Genomic DNA, 17,536 nt, shown 5'->3' on the forward strand with positions numbered 1-17,536 from the left:
CTTACCACCAAGACCGCACCGTAAACTTTCCATCTCGGTATTCCACTCTCAGATTCATCCTTGGGTGCATCTCTGCCACATACCAGACAATTTCCCAGACCCCATTGCTGCAGTTCAACTTGTAGTATGGAAATCTAAAAACGCTTAGATGGCTCTGGACTTCAGGTAAATGGTATGTGTAAACCATGTCCTCACAAGACCTTATTTCAATTTTTTCTCCTCTAAATTTAGGAATTCTGTATTCCTTCAGCCCCTCGCTGTTTCTGATGCCCACAACAATTTCTTTCTCGTTCTCCAAACGCCTTGCCATTCGCCAGTGCCAGGGTTTTTCTGTAGGGAGCAACGCAAATTCCTTTCCGAACTTTTTCCTGAAGTAAAGCTTAGTTGCACTGCGAAAGCCAAAGTAGGTGAGGTAAAGAGCACCAAGAATCCCAGAAGCCATTTCCATGTTCAGAAATGTGATGTAGCGAAAGCGCACTAGGGCAAGAAACAGCACGGCAACAAAAAATCCGAGCATGAGATAGACATTGACAGCCACATCCACACTCAGATTGTAATATTTTTTTGAAAGCGGATAGAACACTGGTGTTCCCCAGTTCGTGAGGGCATCGCAACCCAGATGCAGCAAACCACAGAGCAGCATGATGGCTGTTGCAAGCACCAGGTTTAACTCTCCCCAGAACAGGAATTTTGCAAGTAAAGCAACTACTGGGGAACCAACAATCACAAAAATCGCAGTGTGCGTGATTCCATGGTGTGATGTAAACGGAAACCTTCGCCAGAGCGGAAAAAGAAAAATGTCAAAGTCAGGGAGGACTGCAAGTAAAGAACCAAGAATTACATATGGATTGTAAAAATTTCCAGAAACCCAGGAGGAAACAAGGAAGCCAAACAGCAAATGCGTAAAAAAGTCCATTTTACTCCCTGAGTTCCAGCACCATGTTGATTTCAACTGCAGCATCTAAGGGCAAGGACGCCACACCTACTGCAGTTCTGGCATGCTTTCCCATTTCTCCAAAGACCTCAACTAGAAAATCAGATGCCCCATTTGCCACAAAAGGAATCTCTGTAAATTCTGGCAAAGAGTTCACGAACACTGTAATGCTAAGTACTCTGCTCACCGAAGCCAGCGTTCCAAGTTCTTTTCGCACCGCATGCAACCCATAAATTACTGCATTTCTCGCAGCCACATAGCCATCTTCCTTTGATAGCACACCAAGTTTCCCTTTGTGACTGAGCCCCTCTTTGGTGCGAGGCAGCATCCCACTCACAAACAGCAACTTACCACTTCTAACGCATGGAATATAATTGCCAGCTGGTGCTACATCAAGTTCCCCACAAAGCTGTTTGAACTTCTCGTCTGGTTTCAAGTTCTCGCCCTTTATGCTCGTTTCATCACCACATTCCCAGGCACCCTAAATTCGCCACCCCAGTACAGCAGCAAGTCCTCCTTGTTGTAATTCTCTGCCTCACAATGCACAATCTCTCCAACGAACCAAATGTGGTCTCCTGTTTCACATTCCTGCTTCGTTATGCACTCAAATCGCAGCGGGCATTCTTTGATTGATGCTGTGCTCACTTTTTTGCTTGGAATTTTTGTAAGTCCAGCGTGGCTAAATTTCTCAACATTTCTCCCGCTTGTGCTTCCGCATTTCATCACTGCCTCTGCCAGATTTTTTGTCGGAAGATTAACCACAAATTCCTTATGTTCCTTCAATAGTTTAAATGAGTGTCTTTTAGGAGCAACACCAATTCCAATTAAAGGAGGGGAAAAAGAAAAGATGTGGCACATTCCAATCGTGATAATGTTTGTATTCTCGTATTGCCCGCAGGTCACGAGAGCCAGTGGAAACGCTGGGAACAATCTGTATGCTTCGTTCAGATTTATCTCCATCTACCTCAACCCTGTTTTTTCACTTTTGCAAACTCTTTTTCCCGCAGTTCTTTTCGCTTAATCTTTCCGCTCTGGGTCTTTGGTAATTCCTTCACGAATTCAATGAGACGTGGGTATTTGTAAGGTGCGGAATGCTCCTTCGCAAACTCCTGAATTTCCTTTGCAAGTTGTTCGCTTGGCGTGTAGCCCGGCTTAAGCACGATAAATGCCTTCACAACATTACCACGCATTTCATCAGGGCTTGCAACTGCTGCCGCCTCAAGCACTGCAGGATGCTCTATCAGGGTGCTCTCAACTTCAAATGGCGAGATTCTGTAGCCAGATGCTTTGATAAGGTCGTCACCCCTTCCTCTGAACCAGAAATAGCCATCTTCGTCATAACTGAGCGTGTCACCGCTGAGGAACCAGCCATTCTTGAAGCACTCTGCAGTTTTATCAGGTTTATTCCAGTATTCCTTAAACAAGCCAGGGTCATCAGCACTCACTGCAAGTGTGCCTTCCTCCCCAGGCGGCAGAACCCTTCCCTCAGAGTCAACAATTGCACATTTGTGTCCGGGCTGGGGCTTCCCACATGAACCTGGGCGAATCTCAAGTCCAGGCATGTTTGAAAGGTAAACCATCACCTCAGTCATTCCAATCCCGTCGTAAATTTCAAGCCCGAACCTGCGTTTCCATTCCTGAATCACTTCTGGGTTCAATGGTTCTCCAGCACTTATGCAGTGCCTTAGAGCTGAAAGGTCATACCTCTTCTCAGCATCCTTAACAGTGAGAAACATTCTGTATGCAGTAGGTACTGAGTCCAGAGTTGTGATTTGATACTTTTCAAGCAATTGGAACCAGCGCTCTGGATCGAAGCGGCCTTCATAGATAAAAGTGCTTACGCCGTGTCTCCATGCATAGAGGAAGCCATTACCCAGGGGATAAATCCAGTTTAGCTGTCCAGTATGGGCCACAATGTCATCTTCTTTGTATGCTTGCCAGTATTTGGAGCCGGGGTCGTTTCCAATCACCCACCTGTGGAGATGGACAGCACCCTTTGGCATTCCTGTAGTGCCTGATGTATAGCAGAAGAACGCCATGTCTGTGCTTCGTGTGTCCTCAAGCACAAGGTGGCGACTTGCAGATTTCATCAATGCATCAAACGAAAGTTGTTTCTCATTTTGGGGTTCACCAACAACAATCACATGCTTTAGTGTGGGGCATTTGTCCCTTATTTCCTCAACCTCTTTCACGAATTCTGGTGTTGTGACCACAGCCACTGCAGCACTGTCGTTGATTCTATACTCCACCTCGTGACCCTTGAACATTGTGCTGGATGGTATTGGCACGGCACCTATTTTCACACCACCAATAAAAACAACCTGGAACTGAGGAATGTTCGGGAGCCGCATCAGGAATCTATCTCCTTTCTTCAAGCCCAGATTTCGCAGCACATTTCCAAATTTGTTGGAAAGATTTTTCATTTCAAGGAATGTGTACCTCTCGGCTTTTCCCTGTTCGTTTTCCCAGAACAATGCAACCTTGTTTCTGTTTTTTCCTTCTGCATGTTTGTCAACGCAATCGTAGCCCATGTTGTATTTCTCTGGAATGTCCCACTTCCAATTCTTGACTTCCTCATCGTAGTTGAATCCCATTCTAATTTCCCCCTTAATCTTCCAGGGTAGTAATGTCTCCTATTGGTTTGCCAGTTGCCTCTGCCTTCAGCACTCTTCTCATAATCTTTCCGCTTCTTGTCTTTGGTAGCTTGTCCCTGAACTCAATGTCCTTGATTACAGCAACTGGGCCGAGTTCTTTTCTGACATGCTTCTTTATGTCTTCAGCGAGCTCAGTTGAAGGTTTCTGCCCTGCTTTCAGAATCACATATGCCTTTATTACTTCACCCTTCACTTCATCAGGCACACCAACTACCGCAGCTTCAGCCACTGCAGGATGACTTACAAATGCGCTCTCTACTTCCATCGTACCAATCCTGTGGCCAGAGATTTTGAGCACATCGTCAGCTCTGCCCTGCACCCAGAAATAACCATCTTCGTCTTTTCTTGCCACATCTCCAGCCACATAGAAATCGCCAGGCAGTTTCTTCCAGTATGTCTGTACATACCTATCTGGGTCTTTGTAAATTGTTGCCATCATGGCTGGCCAAGGTGTTTTAATTACTAGGAAGCCACCCTGATTTGGTGGTAGGGATTTCCCGCTGCTATCAACAATGTCTGCAATGATGCCCGGGAATGGCTTCGTTGCAGAGCCAGGTTTAAGGGGTGAGACAGGCAATGGCGTGATCAATATCATCCCAGTTTCGGTTTGCCACCATGTGTCCATAATTGGGCATTTCTCTTTTCCTATGACTCTATAATACCAGTGCCATGCCTCAGGGTTTATAGGTTCTCCTACAGAACCCAACAATCGCAAGCTGCTCAAGTCATGTTTGTTGGGCCATTCCTCGCCATTCTTCATCATTGCACGGATTGCTGTTGGCGCCGTGTAGAAAACTGAGACTTTGTGTTTCTCTACCATGGACCACCATCTATCTGGCTGTGGGTAATCGGGTACTGCTTCCGACATTATCGTAGTAGTGCCCACCATCAATGGGCCATAAACAATGTAACTATGACCTGTAATCCAGCCGGGGTCTGCAGTGCACCAGTAAATATCCTCTTCCTTGATGTCAAAAATCCATTTCATAGTGCGGTGGACACCAACCATGTAACCGCCATGCACATGGACAACGCCTTTCGGCTTTCCTGTGGTGCCTGAAGTGTAGAGAACAAAGAGAGGATCAGTTGCCTCCATAACTTCCGCCTTACACTCAGCACTCTCATTAGCAACTAATTCGTGGAACCAGTAATCCTTTCCTGGCTGCATCTTTACATCTGCATTAGCCCGTTTCACTACAATAACCTTCTCAACACTTGGGCATGCAGCTACTGCCTCATCTACGGTGGGCTTGAGCTGGATCGTCTTTCCTCTTCTGAATGTACCATCTGCTGTGACCACAACCTTTGCCTCTGCATCTATAATTCTATCTCGCAGCGCCTCCTTGCTGAAACCCGCATAAACCACGCTGTGCATTGCGCCTATTCTTGCACATGCAAGCATCGTGATTGCCTGCTCTGGAATGTTGGGAAGGTATGTTGTGACCCTGTCTCCTTTTTTCACACCGAGTTTCTTTAGAGCATTTGCAAACTTACACACTTCTTTGTATAGTTCTCCATATGTGATTTTTCGCACATCGCCTGGTTCACCTTCAAAAAGAATTGCAACCTTGTTTGCTCTTGCGCTTAAGTGTCTATCAAGAGCGTTAACCGTGATGTTGCATTTTGCACCAGCAAACCATTTGAAAAACGGTTTGTTCGAATCATCAAGGACTTTTTCCCATTTCTGGAACCATTCAAGTTCGTTAGCCGCTTCCTCCCAGAATTTCAGGGGATTTGCTTCTGCCTCACTGATAACCTTTTCCCAGTCCTTCACAGTGGCTTTTGCAATTACTTCCTTGCTTGGCAGGAACTTCCTTTCTTCCTTCAACAGTGTGGATAATGTTTCTTCTGACATGGTTTCATAACCTCCATTGTTAGTCCCAAATACCACATGTATATTTATTTTTCCCAACCTTTTTGATAAAAGCGTTTCTAATCCAAATAATTATATACTGGCTGAAAATTTGAGGGTTATGAATGTGAAGGAAGAGCACGAGGTTAGGGTGATACTCAAAAAACCTGACCCTGTGTTTGCTGTCGCTAGAAACAAGAGAGAGTATGCACTCGTGGACACCTATTATGCTCCAGTGCAGAGGAGCCAGTTCTGGAAAATCGAGCAGCGAAACCTTCGCCTCAGAAAATTCGGGCATGCAGAGGCAGAAATTGTGCTTTCTGTGCCCGAGTTCAAAGGGATTGTAAAACATGGGAAAAAGTATTTCATTGCAAGCGGTAGTGAAAAGGAACTAGCAGAGGTGCTGGAAAACCTTGGTTTCAAACCAATGTTCAAAATTCAAAGAAAGCAAGGTTATTTTCTTGACTATCATCGCTGGAACCTCGCAATTGAGGAAATAGAAGGCATTGGGTGGACCATTGATGTGGATGTGGTTGGTGAGGAAGAGGCATGGGAGTTTGTAAACTCGCTTGGAGAGAATGTGGTTAAGGTCCTTCGTGAGCCCCTGCCTGCATACTTTTGCAAAACATTTAATATTGAAATCTGATTATGCCCCATGAAGATTGTTTACCACGAGAGGTACCTGGAACATGAGCAACATTTTGGACACCCTGAATCGCCAGACCGCCTCAGAGCAATAACTGGTGCACTAGCAAAGCACGAACTTTTTACAGATGTGATAAAGCCAGAGAAGGCAGGTGAGAAGGAAATTCTTGGTGTGCACACTCCAGAATACCTTTCATATCTCTCAGAACTTGGAGAGGGAATTATAGATATGGACACTTCTTCTCACCCAGAGACCTATGAAATTGCCTTGCTTTCTGCAGGTGGTGCCCTAACTGCAGGAAAAATTGCCTTAGATGAAGGAAGTTCCATTGCTCTCGTTAGACCACCTGGGCATCACGCTGGAAAGGATTTTGGTGGAGGGTTCTGCTACATAAACAATGCAGCAGTATGTGCTAAAGCGATGCTTGAGCGATGCAAACGGGTTGCCATCGTTGACATTGATGGGCACCATGGAAATGGAACGCAGGACATATTCTATTCATCGCCAGATGTGCTTTACATTTCCACACACCAGCTTGAGATTTATCCAGGCACAGGCCATCTTTCGTTGATTGGAGAAAAAGAAGGCGTTGGCTACAATCTGAATATCCCGTTTTTTTCTGGCTGCGGGGATGCATCCTACATTTCTGCTCTCGAGGAACTAATTCTACCAATTCTGGATGATTTTAAGCCAGGGCTTGTGATTGTTAGTTTGGGTGTGGATTCCCATTCGCTCGATCCGCTCACTGGACTTGAGGTATCCACTAAAGGTTACATTGAGATGCTCAAAGCTATGTTCAGGTACAAAGCCATGTTCTTGCTGGAAGGAGGTTATGATCTGGATGCCCTTGCAGATGTGTTCTGTGCTCTTGTAAGTGCAGGCGAAGGAAAAGAGTATGCAATCAAATACACGGATAGTATTGACACCGACTGCAGGGGAAGAGAAAGAATTGATGCAGCAAAGAAACTGTTCTCAAATTACTGGAAGCTATGAGGTGTGAAACATGAAGTATATAATTGTGACCGGAGGCGTGCTTTCAGGGCTTGGTAAGGGAATTACTGTGTCTAGCATCGGAAAACTGCTCAAGTCCTCAGGGCTTAGAGTGACTGCGATAAAGATTGACCCCTATCTCAACTGTGATGCTGGCACCATGAATCCATACCAGCATGGAGAAGTTTTTGTGCTGGATGATGGAGGAGAGGTTGATCTGGACCTTGGAAACTACGAGCGCTTCCTCGGTGAAAGCTTAACCAGTGACCACAACATCACAACTGGCAAGGTTTACAAGGCAGTGATTGAGAAAGAGCGAAAAGGGGATTATCTGGGTAAGACAGTGCAAATCATTCCCCACATCACAAATGAAATCAAGGAACGAATAAAGCGAGTGAGCGAGAGGACAAATGCAGATGTGACAATCGTGGAGATTGGAGGCACAGTAGGTGACATTGAATCCATGCCATTTCTTGAAGCAGTCAGACAGTTAAGAAGGGAGATGGGTTCGGAAAGCAACTGCATCTTCATTCACACAACCCTTGTGCCAGTGCTCTCAACCGTTGGAGAGCAGAAAACCAAACCCACTCAACATTCTGTAAAGGAATTAAGAGAAATAGGCATTCAGCCAGATGTAATTGTGGCAAGGAGTTCTGCCCCGCTTGACTATGAAATCAAGAAGAAAATCTCGCTTTTCTGTGATGTGCCCCTTGAGGCAGTAATAAGTGCACCTGACATTGACTGCATCTACAAAGTGCCTCTCGTATTGCATGAGCAAAACCTCACCAGTTATTTGTTGAGAAAACTTGAACTTGGGGAGCGAAAGACGGAACTTGAGGAATGGAAAAAAATGGTTGAAACACTCGAACATCCCTCTGGGGAAGTCAGTATTGCAATTGTTGGGAAATACACACATCTCAAAGATTCATATCTTAGCTACACAGAGGCAATAAGACATTGCGAGGCAGCACTGGCAACACGGGTGAACAAAATCTGGATGGAGTCAGAGACACTCGAGGAAAAGCCAGATGAAATTGAAAAACTGAAGGAAGTGGATGGCATTCTTGTGCCTGGTGGTTTTGGGAATCGGGGAATTGAGGGCAAAATCAAAGCAATTGAGTTTGCAAGAGAAAACAAGGTGCCTTTCCTAGGCGTCTGTCTCGGGTTCCAGCTTGCCACCGTTGAGTTTGCAAGAAATGTGCTGGGCTACAAGGATGCGAACAGCACTGAATTCAACCCAGATACCACACATCCGGTGATAGATTTACTGCCTGAGCAGAAAGGCATAAAGGAGATGGGGGCAACGATGCGACTCGGTGCCCACAAGATTCATTTGAAACCAAAGACAATGATTGCCTCTCTCTACAATTCCACAGTTATCTACGAGAGACACAGGCACAGGTATGAAGTTAACCCGAACTTTATTGAGGTGCTTGAATCCCATGGATTGAGATATACCGGTAAGTCGGAGGATGGAAGAAGATGTGAGGTGCTTGAACTCGATGGCCATCCATTCTTCCTTGGCACCCAGTTCCATGCAGAATTCAAGTCAAGGCCTGGTGCACCGTCACCGCCTTATTTCGGTTTTATCCGTGCTTGCATTGAGTACAGGAAAGGAAAGAGATGACGCCAAAGCAGGCAATTGACAAACTGCGTTGGGACCCGAAATATAATCTGAAAGAGGCAGAAATCTGGTTCTGGGACAGAATGTCACCAACTGGAGAGCGAGGAATAAAGGGGAGCGAAATTGTAACTGTGGAAAGCGGTTTTCTGGTCCTTAAAAATGCGAAAATTCCACTCTACAAAATATTTAAGATTGTGCACAGGGGTGAAGTGATTTTTGAGAGGAGGAAAATGGAGTGACCAATGGCGGAATCACACAAGCTCTCCTTCTATCGCGCTTTTTGCGCATGTGTAGGGTGAAGCCAGATATATTTTTGCATTCCTGCTTCCCATTCTGCCAGGGTAGTTTCTATTGCCAGCGGAGAGGCAGACCTCTCCATTTGCCAGTAAGCCCATGTGGGCACCAAGGCATGGTCCACACCCGGGTGGGAGAAGCACACAGCCAGCATTTACAAGAGTTTTGATGTAGCCCATTTTCAATCCATCCTGCAATACTCTTCTGGTTGCTGGTGCTACAATCATTCTTACATCTGGATGCACCTTCTTATTCTTCAACACCGTTGCAACTACAGCAATGTCCTCTAACCTTCCGCTCGTGCATGTGCCCACAAAAACCTGGTCAATCTTGGCGCCTTTGACCTCGGAAACTGGTTTTATGTTTGATGGAGTCGGCGGAACAGCCACAACCCTTTCAATCTTACTCACATCAACCTTAATTGGCTCTCTGCTCTCCGTTTTCGCCAGGCACACTGTTGCAGCCCCTGTCTCAACAAGCATATTGCACAGGTTTTTTCTCCCTGCCTCTGGAATGGTATTGATGTAATCTCCAGACAGCTCGAATGCAGCATGTTCATTTTCCATACCTAGCATTGAAAGCAAGTGGAGAGATACATCCATTGGGTAAACATTCTTCAAAGTTTTGCCAGTTAGTTCTACATTCCGAATTTCAGGCACTTCCAGGTAGATTTTACCAGTTGCCCAAGCATAAGCCATGTCGGTGGCACCAACGCCATAGCCAATTGCAGAGGCATAGCCAGCTGTCGGAGTGTGAGAGTCGGTGCCCAGCACAAACATACCATCAGAAAGGATGCCAGATTCTGCGAGCACTTCGTGACAGATGCCAGAGCCAACATCATAGAAATTTTTTATTCCATTTTGTTTAACAAATTCCCTTATTCGCGCATGGAGGTTTGCAGTACCCTCGCTTTCAGCTGGCGTTCTGTGGTCCAACACTATGAAAATTTTGTCAGGGTTATGCAGTTTTTTCCCTGTCTCTCTGAACTTTTCAATAACCAGGTCTGCATTCTCATGAGAAAGCATTAGGTCCACATCAATTTCCACAAATTCTCCAGGCGAAACTTTTCTTCTTGCCTTCTCTGAAAGCAATTCCAGAAGCATTTATCTCAGCCCTGAGAGAGTATCCAGAGGCAGGCATCGTAGAAAGAATCCGTAATGTAATTAGGCACTGCCCAGCTCTCCTTCAATTCTTTTGCCACACTTTCCTCTCTTCCCTTTTCTGGCACAAGCACAGTGATTGCACCAACCTGTTCTCCTGCTTCGACATCCAGAGGTCTATCTCCCATCATAAATGAGAGACGAGGAATTATTCCATGCTCTCTTATTGCCCTTTGGAGAAGGCCAGGCTTTGGTTTCCTGCATTCACAACCCGTCTCAGGAGCATGTGGACAGTAATAGATGGCATCCACTTTTGCTTTGGCTCGCTCCCAGAGTTCTCGCATCATCCTTGCATGAATTGCCTCCACGATTTCCTGTGTGTAATAGCCACGCTCAATTCCCGACTGGTTGGTCGCCACAATTACTAGAAAACCACGCGTGTTGAGTAGTTTGATTCCCTCTGCCACTCCAGGATACATCTCAAACTCATCAGGATTGTCTAGGTATTCCACATTCACATTTATCGTTCCATCCCGGTCTATGAACACAGCCCTTTGCATTCGTACACCAGAATAGAGATAATCTCTACATGTTATAACCTTTTTGGAGGCCATGGTAGCTTCTACGACAATAGATATATACACAATTAATAATTCTCAACCATGAAAACGTCCTTTGCGTTTCTCACAGAACACTACAAATGTCTAGAGGACTGTGCTTTCTGCTGCCTATGTGAACCCGAAGTGCCAGATGAAGAGCTTTCTGTCTTTCTCTCAGACGAAAGATTGAAATCGCAGATACTGAGAAAATTTGCGGACGGCGAATACAAGTATGTGATTAAACTCAAAAACGGTCACGGTGCCTGTAGTTTTCTTGCACAAAAACGTTGCACTATTTACGAACAACGACCACTTTACTGCCGCCTATATCCATTTCAACGGCATTTTTCCACGAGATTGCAGATTACTGCAAATCTTTCTTGTCGAGGTCTCTGGGAGAGTTCTGGCGAAAATCTAAAAACAGTTGTCTCTGCATACATTCCAGAGGAAAAGAAAATCGAAAGAATGATAGGACAACTAGAAAAAAGGTATGCGGATGTAATTGAGGGCTTGGAAGCAGATGGGGTTTACATTTCCCAAAGTGATATGCAAAAACTGGTTCTAGAAATTATGCCACTATTTACAACGAAAAGAGGGCTTGAGAAGATCCTTTCGTTTGCTGATGGGAATGAACTGGCGACTGCCGACCCCTCTGAAATAGAGAATACTGAAGTAACCGCAGATGCGGAGAAATATGCTGATGAAATGAGCATTGAAGTTTTCAGTGAAAAGGACATTGTGAATCTGCCAGTTTATCCGGCACAAAACCTTGACTGGCTCCTGCTCAAATTCGAAAACGGTAAACTGAGATGGTATAAGATGAATGAAGAAGGTCTCCTGAAGGCAGAGAGTATTATTGTGCACACAAGTAAATTAAAGCCAATGAATGAGGAAGCAAAACAACTCTTGGAAAATTACATTCGTTTGCTGAACGAACGCGACCTTACCTATGGCAACGCTCTCCTGCTCACAGATTTTTCAAACAATGAGATTCCTGTAATCTCAAACTATCTTGGTGCTCTTGCCACCTCCGTGCTGGAACTTTGGTGGCGTGCCAACCTATTTGCAGACACATCAACAATAGATGCAAAAGCATTGCGAGAAGGAATAATATTCTATGATGCTGACTATCTGGATAAACCCACTCTCGGTGCAGTATTTTGAATCAGGAGATTTTTCTCCCAAAAACAAGAAAACCAGTATGCCCTAGCATTGAAAAATCTGGCCTTACAGCGTTTTCTGCTACAACAATCCTTCTCAGCAGGAGTTCTACGCACTCAATCTCTCTAAATTCCTCTTTCTGCATTTCCAGCACAGTTCTTTCGACCTGGTTGTATGTCGGAAGATAGCAAGCACACCATGAACCATTCCTGAGCGCTTCCCTTATGTGTCTCATTATTTTCCAGGGTTCTGGGATGTCGCACACAACAGCATCAAGTTCTCTCTGTGGTATCCCATGCTCAGCATCCTGCTCAAAAAATTCCACAATTCCCTCAAGTCCAAGCACTCCAAGGTTCTTTTTTGCTTCCTGGATGTGCTCCTTCCTTTTTTCGTAGCCAAAAATTTTTCCAGTTTTTCCCACAATAAAGGCCAGAAAAATAGTCAACCCTCCAACGCCGACACCAATCTCGCAAATTTTTTTGCCTGATGCAATACCACATTTTGTAATGATGTAGCCAGAGTCCTTCGGAAGAATTATCTGGGTTTTTCTCTTGATTAATTCAATGTAATCAGATGGCTCTGGTTGGAGAACAATGTATTTTTCACCAAAAAGCTTTACAACATCTCCAATCTTGGTTTTCATCAAAAAGTCAGTGTCCACCACTCCAAGTCCAGATACCTTTTGCATACCTCCAGTGGCCTGGACAATGTACTTCTTGCCATTCTCGCTGAGTAGAAGCAGATGCATTGTGTTCATCAAAAATGGGCAAAATATAAATAATCTTCCCTTTTTTCCTTCCATCAAGCTCCCGTAGTGTAGTGGTCAATCATCGGGGCCTCTCGCGGAACCCTTTTCAGGGTGCTTCGCACCCCGAAAAGCGTTCACGGAAAAGTGGGTACCGTAGGGTGTCAACCCTCGGGGGTTACCGTAAGGGGGCGTAGCCCCTCGCCCGAAAAGGTTTCATCCAAAAAAAGGGTCGGTTCGGAGATGCTGAAAGCATCTCCTTGGCACAGGTACCGTAGGGCGTAGCCCCGCCCGAAAAGCGTTCACGGAAAAGTGGGTACCGTAGGGTGTCAACCCTCGGGGGTTACCGTAAGGGGGCGTAGCCCCCCTCGCCCAAAAAGGTTTCACCCAAAAAAGGTAAGACCCAAAATGGGCATGTTCGGGGTATGCCTCTAGAGGAGGAAAACTCCTCGCCTGCAGGTTCTGGGATAACGGTGGTACCCATTGATGCGGGTCGCGTAGGGTGCATACCCCGACCGGAGATAGCCCTGGACGCGGGTTCAAATCCCGCCGGGAGCACCAACTTGTTTTTTATCTGATATTGGATTTATCAACCAGTTATTATAAAAAATAAAGAATAATACATCGCCTCCGAAAGTTATATATAACACTAAATACATAGTGATACTATGTATATCGGACTCTGAGGTGAAAAAATGAAAAACGCAATAAAAATATGGGCAATTGCGGGCTTGCTAACGCTTCTGGCATTTCTGCCTGCAATTGTATGGGCTCCGACTGCAATGGGAGAAAGTCAGACAGACAACATTGCCTATGTTTCTGAAACAAGTGAGATGCTTGGGGGAGGCACTGTTGTTGGACTGAGAGTGCGAGATATAACCTTCGGCGTGCTCTTTGGCGATGAACACCATAACAACAGCGTGATTGTGTATACCTCAACAACCAGGTATTTTGGAGGTGCGGAACTTTATGACACAAATGGGAATTACCTGGGAAAGAGAGGGATTCCGATAACCACAATCTGTGCTCAGAGATTTGATTATCTGGGTGAGTTTCAGAGGGCATCGTCTGATCAACTGTTTTCACCGATTGAGCGAATAAAAGGAACCAATTTGAATGGAAGCTGGGAATTTGGCAATCTCACAAAGGTGATTGACAATGCCAGCAGAAGTGCAGAGATAAGTTTCACTTTAAGCAGATACAACCTTACCTATACGCATCTGAACAGCGAAACACCTGCGGGTGTGCTTGAGAAAATCTCGCTCACCTTCCATCTTCACCTGAGCATTGAAAACAAGACAATAACCGATGTGCCATGGTATAAGGTGACAGTGGACAGAAGGGACAACAACAAGATTGTGGATTCTGAATTCCTGAGATACGAGAATTACTCCAGTGGGGTTGTGAACGGGAGTTTCAAGTATGACCATCTCATTGAGGGCTGGGACTTTGCCACAAACAAAAGTGCTCTGGCTATGGGTACAACAATAGTGGTGCTCAACTATGTGCACAACAAGGTGGCAGAATGGCTCCATGCAGAGTATGGAAGGATGGGTGCGAATGCAGGGAATGAATCAATTGCAAATGAAAGCACTGGTCCTACATCACCCAGGGCAATAACAAGGGACGCAATCGCGTTCAAAGACAACTGGCAGAGAATTGGTGTCTTCAGATGGGTGAACAATGTGACAGTGGATGGCGTAGAAAAACCGATGTTGTTCCAAGTCCACGCCTGGGAGCGACTTGCTTTCCAGTATGCCAACGGGCATCTCAGGGGCTTCGGTGTGAAAGGTGCCTTCCTTTATCCCCAAGGAACCACGATCTACCATGACCCTGGGTTAAGCACAGAGGCAGCAATGTTCACAATACAGGACATTGATGCAAAAAATGTATTCAGAATTGTGATGATAGCAGGCGTGCTTACAGTTGCTTTAGTGGGACTCGCTGCAGTTGCCTATGTAATAATACGAAAACACAAATAATTTCGTTTATTTTTTCTTTTTTATCTGTTTTTCTATTGCTTCTTCAATTGTGATTTCGCCTCTCGCTACTTCTCTTGCATACTTTCTTGAAATTGTGATTTTCCCATTGCTCTTTATCCTGCTGATGCGTTGAATGTTTCTGAGTTCACCAGCACTTGGCTCCACCTTTGGTCTTGAGGAAATGTCCTTCCCCTCGTGCATTGCAATTCTCACGGCTGCCTCGACATCTGGCTCCTGCGTTATTGTGGTCGTGCCCTGCTCGTTAACAATTTCAATTGGAATTTTCAATTTCCAGAGCACAGATATTATCTTGTTCCTCTTCGTGATGTCTCCATGCCCTACCCTCAGGAGTTTTCTAAATGCCTTGAAAACCTTCAGGTAGGTCTTGACCATTTCGACCACAGCATCGGCAGAGAATACTGTTGCTCTGGCAAGCACCACACCGTCGCCCACAACAGCAACTCCAATGTGTTCACCTGGGTCTATCCCCACAACAAGTTCATGTATGATTTCCTTTCCCATCAACAGCTTCATCGCTTCAAGCACAGTGGTTTCTGGCTCTCCGTCGTAGGTAACCACATCTTCAAAATCAATCAAATTCCGCTCTTCCTTGGTAGTGATGACCACTCCCACATGCAGTGGAATCTCTTCTCCAGGGACTAGAACTTCAAACGCCAGGTTTTTTTCCTTCAACAACCTAAGAATTTCGTAGTAAACTGGTACATTCGTTGTGGCAATCCCTATGAGTTTCATTCAATTTCCAATAATGCAATCTAAAATATTAAATAACCGATTGCTGTTGCAGCAGTGGTGAGTCCATGGGGCTTATAACAGATAAGGATAAGGAAACAATCAGAAAGGAATTTGGAAAACTGAAAGCGGATGTGAAGATGCTTGTGTTCACGAAGGATGATGGCTGTGAATATTGTGGAGTTGTTCGGGAGATTGCAAAAGAGGTGCAAGCATTGAGTGAGAAAGTCAAGGTCGAGGACTACGATATTGCGAAAAACAAGGATGTGGCTGAAAAATATGGAATTGACAAAACACCTGCAATTGTGCTTGAAGCAGGAAACAGAAAGGCGGTATTTTTTGGAGTGCCAGCTGGCTATGAATTCACCACACTTATTGAAGACATAATTGAAATTTCTGACGAGAAGCCACAACTCTATGAAAAGACGCGGGAGATGCTTAAGCAGGTAGATAAGGATGTCCACATAATGGTTTTTGTTACGCCAACATGTCCTTACTGTCCTGCTGCAGTGCGTGTCGCCCACAAATTTGCATTTGAGAATCCAAAAATTCGAGCGGAAATGATTGAGGCAAGTGAGTTTCCAGAACTTGCAGAAAAGTACGGAGTGTTCAGTGTTCCGAAAGTGGTTATCAACAACGATGTGGAATTCGAGGGTGCCCTACCCGAAGAGCAGTTTGCAGAACATGTCCTGCTGGCTATAGGGAAAAACATTTAAGGCAGACGGTGAACCTTGGCAAGGAAATGGTTGCGTGAGCGAAGAAGAGACTATTATTACCGTCTGGCAAAGAAGGAGCAATATCGAAGCAGGGCTTCTTATAAACTGATGTACATCCAGGAGAGGTATGGAATAATAAGAGAAGGAGATTTGGTTGTGGACCTCGGCTGTGCACCTGGTGGCTGGCTTCAGGTCGCAAAAGAACTCGTCGGAGATACAGGCTTTGTCTTCGGAATTGATCTGCAGGAAATTGAGCCACTGGAAGGAGTTGTATTTATTCGTGGGAATTTTTTGAGAGAGGAAACAAGGGAAAAACTGAAAAATGCAATCGTCAATGCAAGTGGAAAAGACAAGGTGGATGTGGTGCTTTCAGACATGTCTCCGAACATAAGCGGGAATTACTCTATAGACCACGCTCGTTCAGTTGAGTTAGTAACGAACGCATTTGAGTTTGCATGCCAGATTCTCGCTAGAGGCGGAAATTTTGTGGCAAAGGTGTTCCAAGGGGATATGTACGAAGGTCTACTAAGAAGATTCAGTGCCAAATTTGAACTTGTGAAGGGCTACAAGTCAGATGCAAGTAGAAAAAGTAGCTCTGAGATTTACATTGTGTGCAAAGGTTATCTACCCTAGTTTTTCAACCCTGCAATTGCGTCCCGCCTGCGCTTTCTGTTGTCACTGGCAACCGTTTCTGGAACGCTCAACTCAATCTCTTTTTTGTAAAGAAAGTCCACAAGGGCATTCAACTTCTCCTTTTTCAGATTTTTTAGGGAAAGTCCGCATTCTCTGAAACCCATTCGCACGATATCCATCCCTCTGTCAGTTTGTCCGATTGCACGCACAAAGTCAACAATGATGTAATCTGTCGCATCTTCAATTGTGTTTACCTCGCCTTCTGTTTCCTGGAGAGATGCAATTCTTCCAAGCTCTTCCATCAATTCTATTGTTTCATCTAGCATTGCTGTGCACTCTGCTATCAGGTGAAATACCTGCTCCACATTCTCACCCGTTTTTGCAGAGGTGAGATAGCACATCCCATCGCTCAATTCCAGTTTCCTTGTCTCCTTGCGGATTTCATCAATCCCAAACACCAGGTTTTGCTTCAGGTCTGCTTTGTTGCCTGCGATTATAACTGGCACCTTTCCAGCCACATCTATCAGGGATGGATACCAGTACTGGACTAAACTCTCGAGTGTCTCTTTCCGCGTGAGGTCACAGACCAGAATGGCGCCATCAACACCCCTGTAGGCCTCTCTGTGAATTCTATGGTATTCTTTCTGTCCCAGCAAGTCCCAGATTAAAAGGTTCACAACGACTGGCTCATCCTGGTCATAGAATTTTACCGTCTTTTTTGAAACCTTGGTGCCGATTGTCTGGATATAGGAATCATCAAACATGTTGAGAACGAAACGTTTTATCAAGCTTGTTTTCCCTGTCGCCCAATCTCCCAAAAGGGCAACTTTCTTCGTAAGTACTCTCATTGTACCTA

At 45.1% G+C, this 17,536-nt stretch carries 18 protein-coding genes and 1 tRNA gene; 9 read left to right on the forward strand and 10 right to left on the reverse strand.

What is annotated here, in order from left to right; genetic code table 11:
• Nucleotide 1: 1 nt before the first annotated feature.
• Genes QXD64_01445 through acs form a run of 5 tightly spaced genes read right to left on the reverse strand, consistent with a single transcriptional unit; the run spans nt 2 to nt 5,443 of the window.
• On the reverse strand, nt 2-916 hold the full coding sequence (locus QXD64_01445; protein MEM3395981.1) for a metal-dependent hydrolase: 915 nt from the start codon (nt 914-916) through the stop codon (nt 2-4).
• A 1-nt stretch (nt 917) separates the two neighbouring features.
• The gene (locus tag QXD64_01450; protein ID MEM3395982.1) at nt 918-1,370 is read right to left on the reverse strand and encodes a RidA family protein; all 453 of its coding nucleotides are present in this window, start codon (nt 1,368-1,370) and stop codon (nt 918-920) included.
• Nucleotides 1,371-1,381: 11 nt separating this feature from the next.
• Nucleotides 1,382-1,894 (reverse strand): flavin reductase family protein, encoded by a 513-nt coding sequence (locus QXD64_01455; GenBank protein MEM3395983.1) that lies wholly within the window; start codon nt 1,892-1,894, stop codon nt 1,382-1,384.
• A gap of 5 nt (nt 1,895-1,899) precedes the next feature.
• Nucleotides 1,900-3,528 (reverse strand): benzoate-CoA ligase family protein, encoded by a 1,629-nt coding sequence (locus tag QXD64_01460; protein ID MEM3395984.1) that lies wholly within the window; start codon nt 3,526-3,528, stop codon nt 1,900-1,902.
• Between the two features lie 13 nt (nt 3,529-3,541).
• Nucleotides 3,542-5,443: an acetate--CoA ligase gene (gene acs / locus QXD64_01465; protein MEM3395985.1), complete on the reverse strand. Its 1,902-nt coding sequence runs from the start codon at nt 5,441-5,443 to the stop codon at nt 3,542-3,544.
• 118 nt (nt 5,444-5,561) lie between these two features.
• Here acs and QXD64_01470 point away from each other — a divergent pair, with 118 nt between their 5' ends.
• The 4 genes from QXD64_01470 to QXD64_01485 are packed head-to-tail and all read left to right on the forward strand — an operon-like array spanning nt 5,562 to nt 8,939.
• The gene (locus QXD64_01470; GenBank protein MEM3395986.1) at nt 5,562-6,086 is read left to right on the forward strand and encodes a hypothetical protein; all 525 of its coding nucleotides are present in this window, start codon (nt 5,562-5,564) and stop codon (nt 6,084-6,086) included.
• Nucleotides 6,087-6,095: 9 nt separating this feature from the next.
• Nucleotides 6,096-7,079, forward strand: a complete 984-nt coding sequence (locus QXD64_01475; protein MEM3395987.1) for a histone deacetylase — start codon at nt 6,096-6,098, stop codon at nt 7,077-7,079.
• 10 nt (nt 7,080-7,089) lie between these two features.
• On the forward strand, nt 7,090-8,703 hold the full coding sequence (gene pyrG, locus QXD64_01480) for a CTP synthase (glutamine hydrolyzing) (protein MEM3395988.1): 1,614 nt from the start codon (nt 7,090-7,092) through the stop codon (nt 8,701-8,703).
• Nucleotides 8,700-8,939 carry an RNA repair domain-containing protein gene (locus QXD64_01485; GenBank protein ID MEM3395989.1) on the forward strand — a complete coding sequence of 80 codons (240 nt, stop codon included), beginning with the start codon at nt 8,700-8,702 and terminating at the stop codon, nt 8,937-8,939. Before pyrG ends, QXD64_01485 begins: the two co-directional genes overlap by 4 nt.
• A gap of 12 nt (nt 8,940-8,951) precedes the next feature.
• Here the strand turns inward: QXD64_01485 and QXD64_01490 are convergent, their stop codons facing one another.
• Both QXD64_01490 and QXD64_01495 read right to left on the reverse strand, forming a co-directional pair.
• Entirely contained in the window at nt 8,952-10,097 is a 1,146-nt protein-coding gene (locus tag QXD64_01490) for an aconitase family protein (protein ID MEM3395990.1), read from the reverse strand.
• 5 nt (nt 10,098-10,102) lie between these two features.
• On the reverse strand, nt 10,103-10,708 hold the full coding sequence (locus tag QXD64_01495; GenBank protein ID MEM3395991.1) for an HAD family hydrolase: 606 nt from the start codon (nt 10,706-10,708) through the stop codon (nt 10,103-10,105).
• Between the two features lie 48 nt (nt 10,709-10,756).
• Here QXD64_01495 and QXD64_01500 point away from each other — a divergent pair, with 48 nt between their 5' ends.
• On the forward strand, nt 10,757-11,857 hold the full coding sequence (locus QXD64_01500; protein ID MEM3395992.1) for a YkgJ family cysteine cluster protein: 1,101 nt from the start codon (nt 10,757-10,759) through the stop codon (nt 11,855-11,857).
• A gap of 1 nt (nt 11,858) precedes the next feature.
• Here QXD64_01500 and QXD64_01505 read toward each other — a convergent pair whose 3' ends face one another.
• Nucleotides 11,859-12,602, reverse strand: a complete 744-nt coding sequence (locus QXD64_01505; protein ID MEM3395993.1) for a tRNA (adenine-N1)-methyltransferase — start codon at nt 12,600-12,602, stop codon at nt 11,859-11,861.
• Between the two features lie 57 nt (nt 12,603-12,659).
• Here QXD64_01505 and QXD64_01510 point away from each other — a divergent pair.
• Nucleotides 12,660-13,160, forward strand: a tRNA-Glu gene (locus QXD64_01510).
• 134 nt (nt 13,161-13,294) lie between these two features.
• Complete coding sequence (locus QXD64_01515) at nt 13,295-14,581, forward strand: hypothetical protein (protein MEM3395994.1); 1,287 nt, start codon at nt 13,295-13,297, stop codon at nt 14,579-14,581.
• Between the two features lie 6 nt (nt 14,582-14,587).
• On the opposite strand, the gene QXD64_01520 is transcribed toward QXD64_01515, so the two are convergent.
• The gene (locus QXD64_01520) at nt 14,588-15,334 is read right to left on the reverse strand and encodes a hypothetical protein (protein MEM3395995.1); all 747 of its coding nucleotides are present in this window, start codon (nt 15,332-15,334) and stop codon (nt 14,588-14,590) included.
• 65 nt (nt 15,335-15,399) lie between these two features.
• Between QXD64_01520 and QXD64_01525 the strand changes: the two genes are divergently transcribed.
• The gene (locus QXD64_01525) at nt 15,400-16,047 is read left to right on the forward strand and encodes a thioredoxin family protein (protein ID MEM3395996.1); all 648 of its coding nucleotides are present in this window, start codon (nt 15,400-15,402) and stop codon (nt 16,045-16,047) included.
• Between the two features lie 15 nt (nt 16,048-16,062).
• Nucleotides 16,063-16,680, forward strand: coding sequence for an RlmE family RNA methyltransferase (locus QXD64_01530; protein MEM3395997.1), 618 nt, complete (start codon nt 16,063-16,065; stop codon nt 16,678-16,680).
• Here the strand turns inward: QXD64_01530 and QXD64_01535 are convergent.
• A complete protein-coding gene (locus QXD64_01535; GenBank protein MEM3395998.1) occupies nt 16,677-17,528 on the reverse strand; it encodes a Rab family GTPase in 852 nt (283 codons plus the stop codon). The genes QXD64_01530 and QXD64_01535 overlap by 4 nt on opposite strands.
• Nucleotides 17,529-17,536: the final 8 nt, after the last annotated feature.

It is taken from the genome of Thermoplasmata archaeon (genome assembly GCA_038874435.1).
Classification (GTDB): Archaea; Thermoplasmatota; Thermoplasmata; order Lutacidiplasmatales; family SKW197; genus SKW197.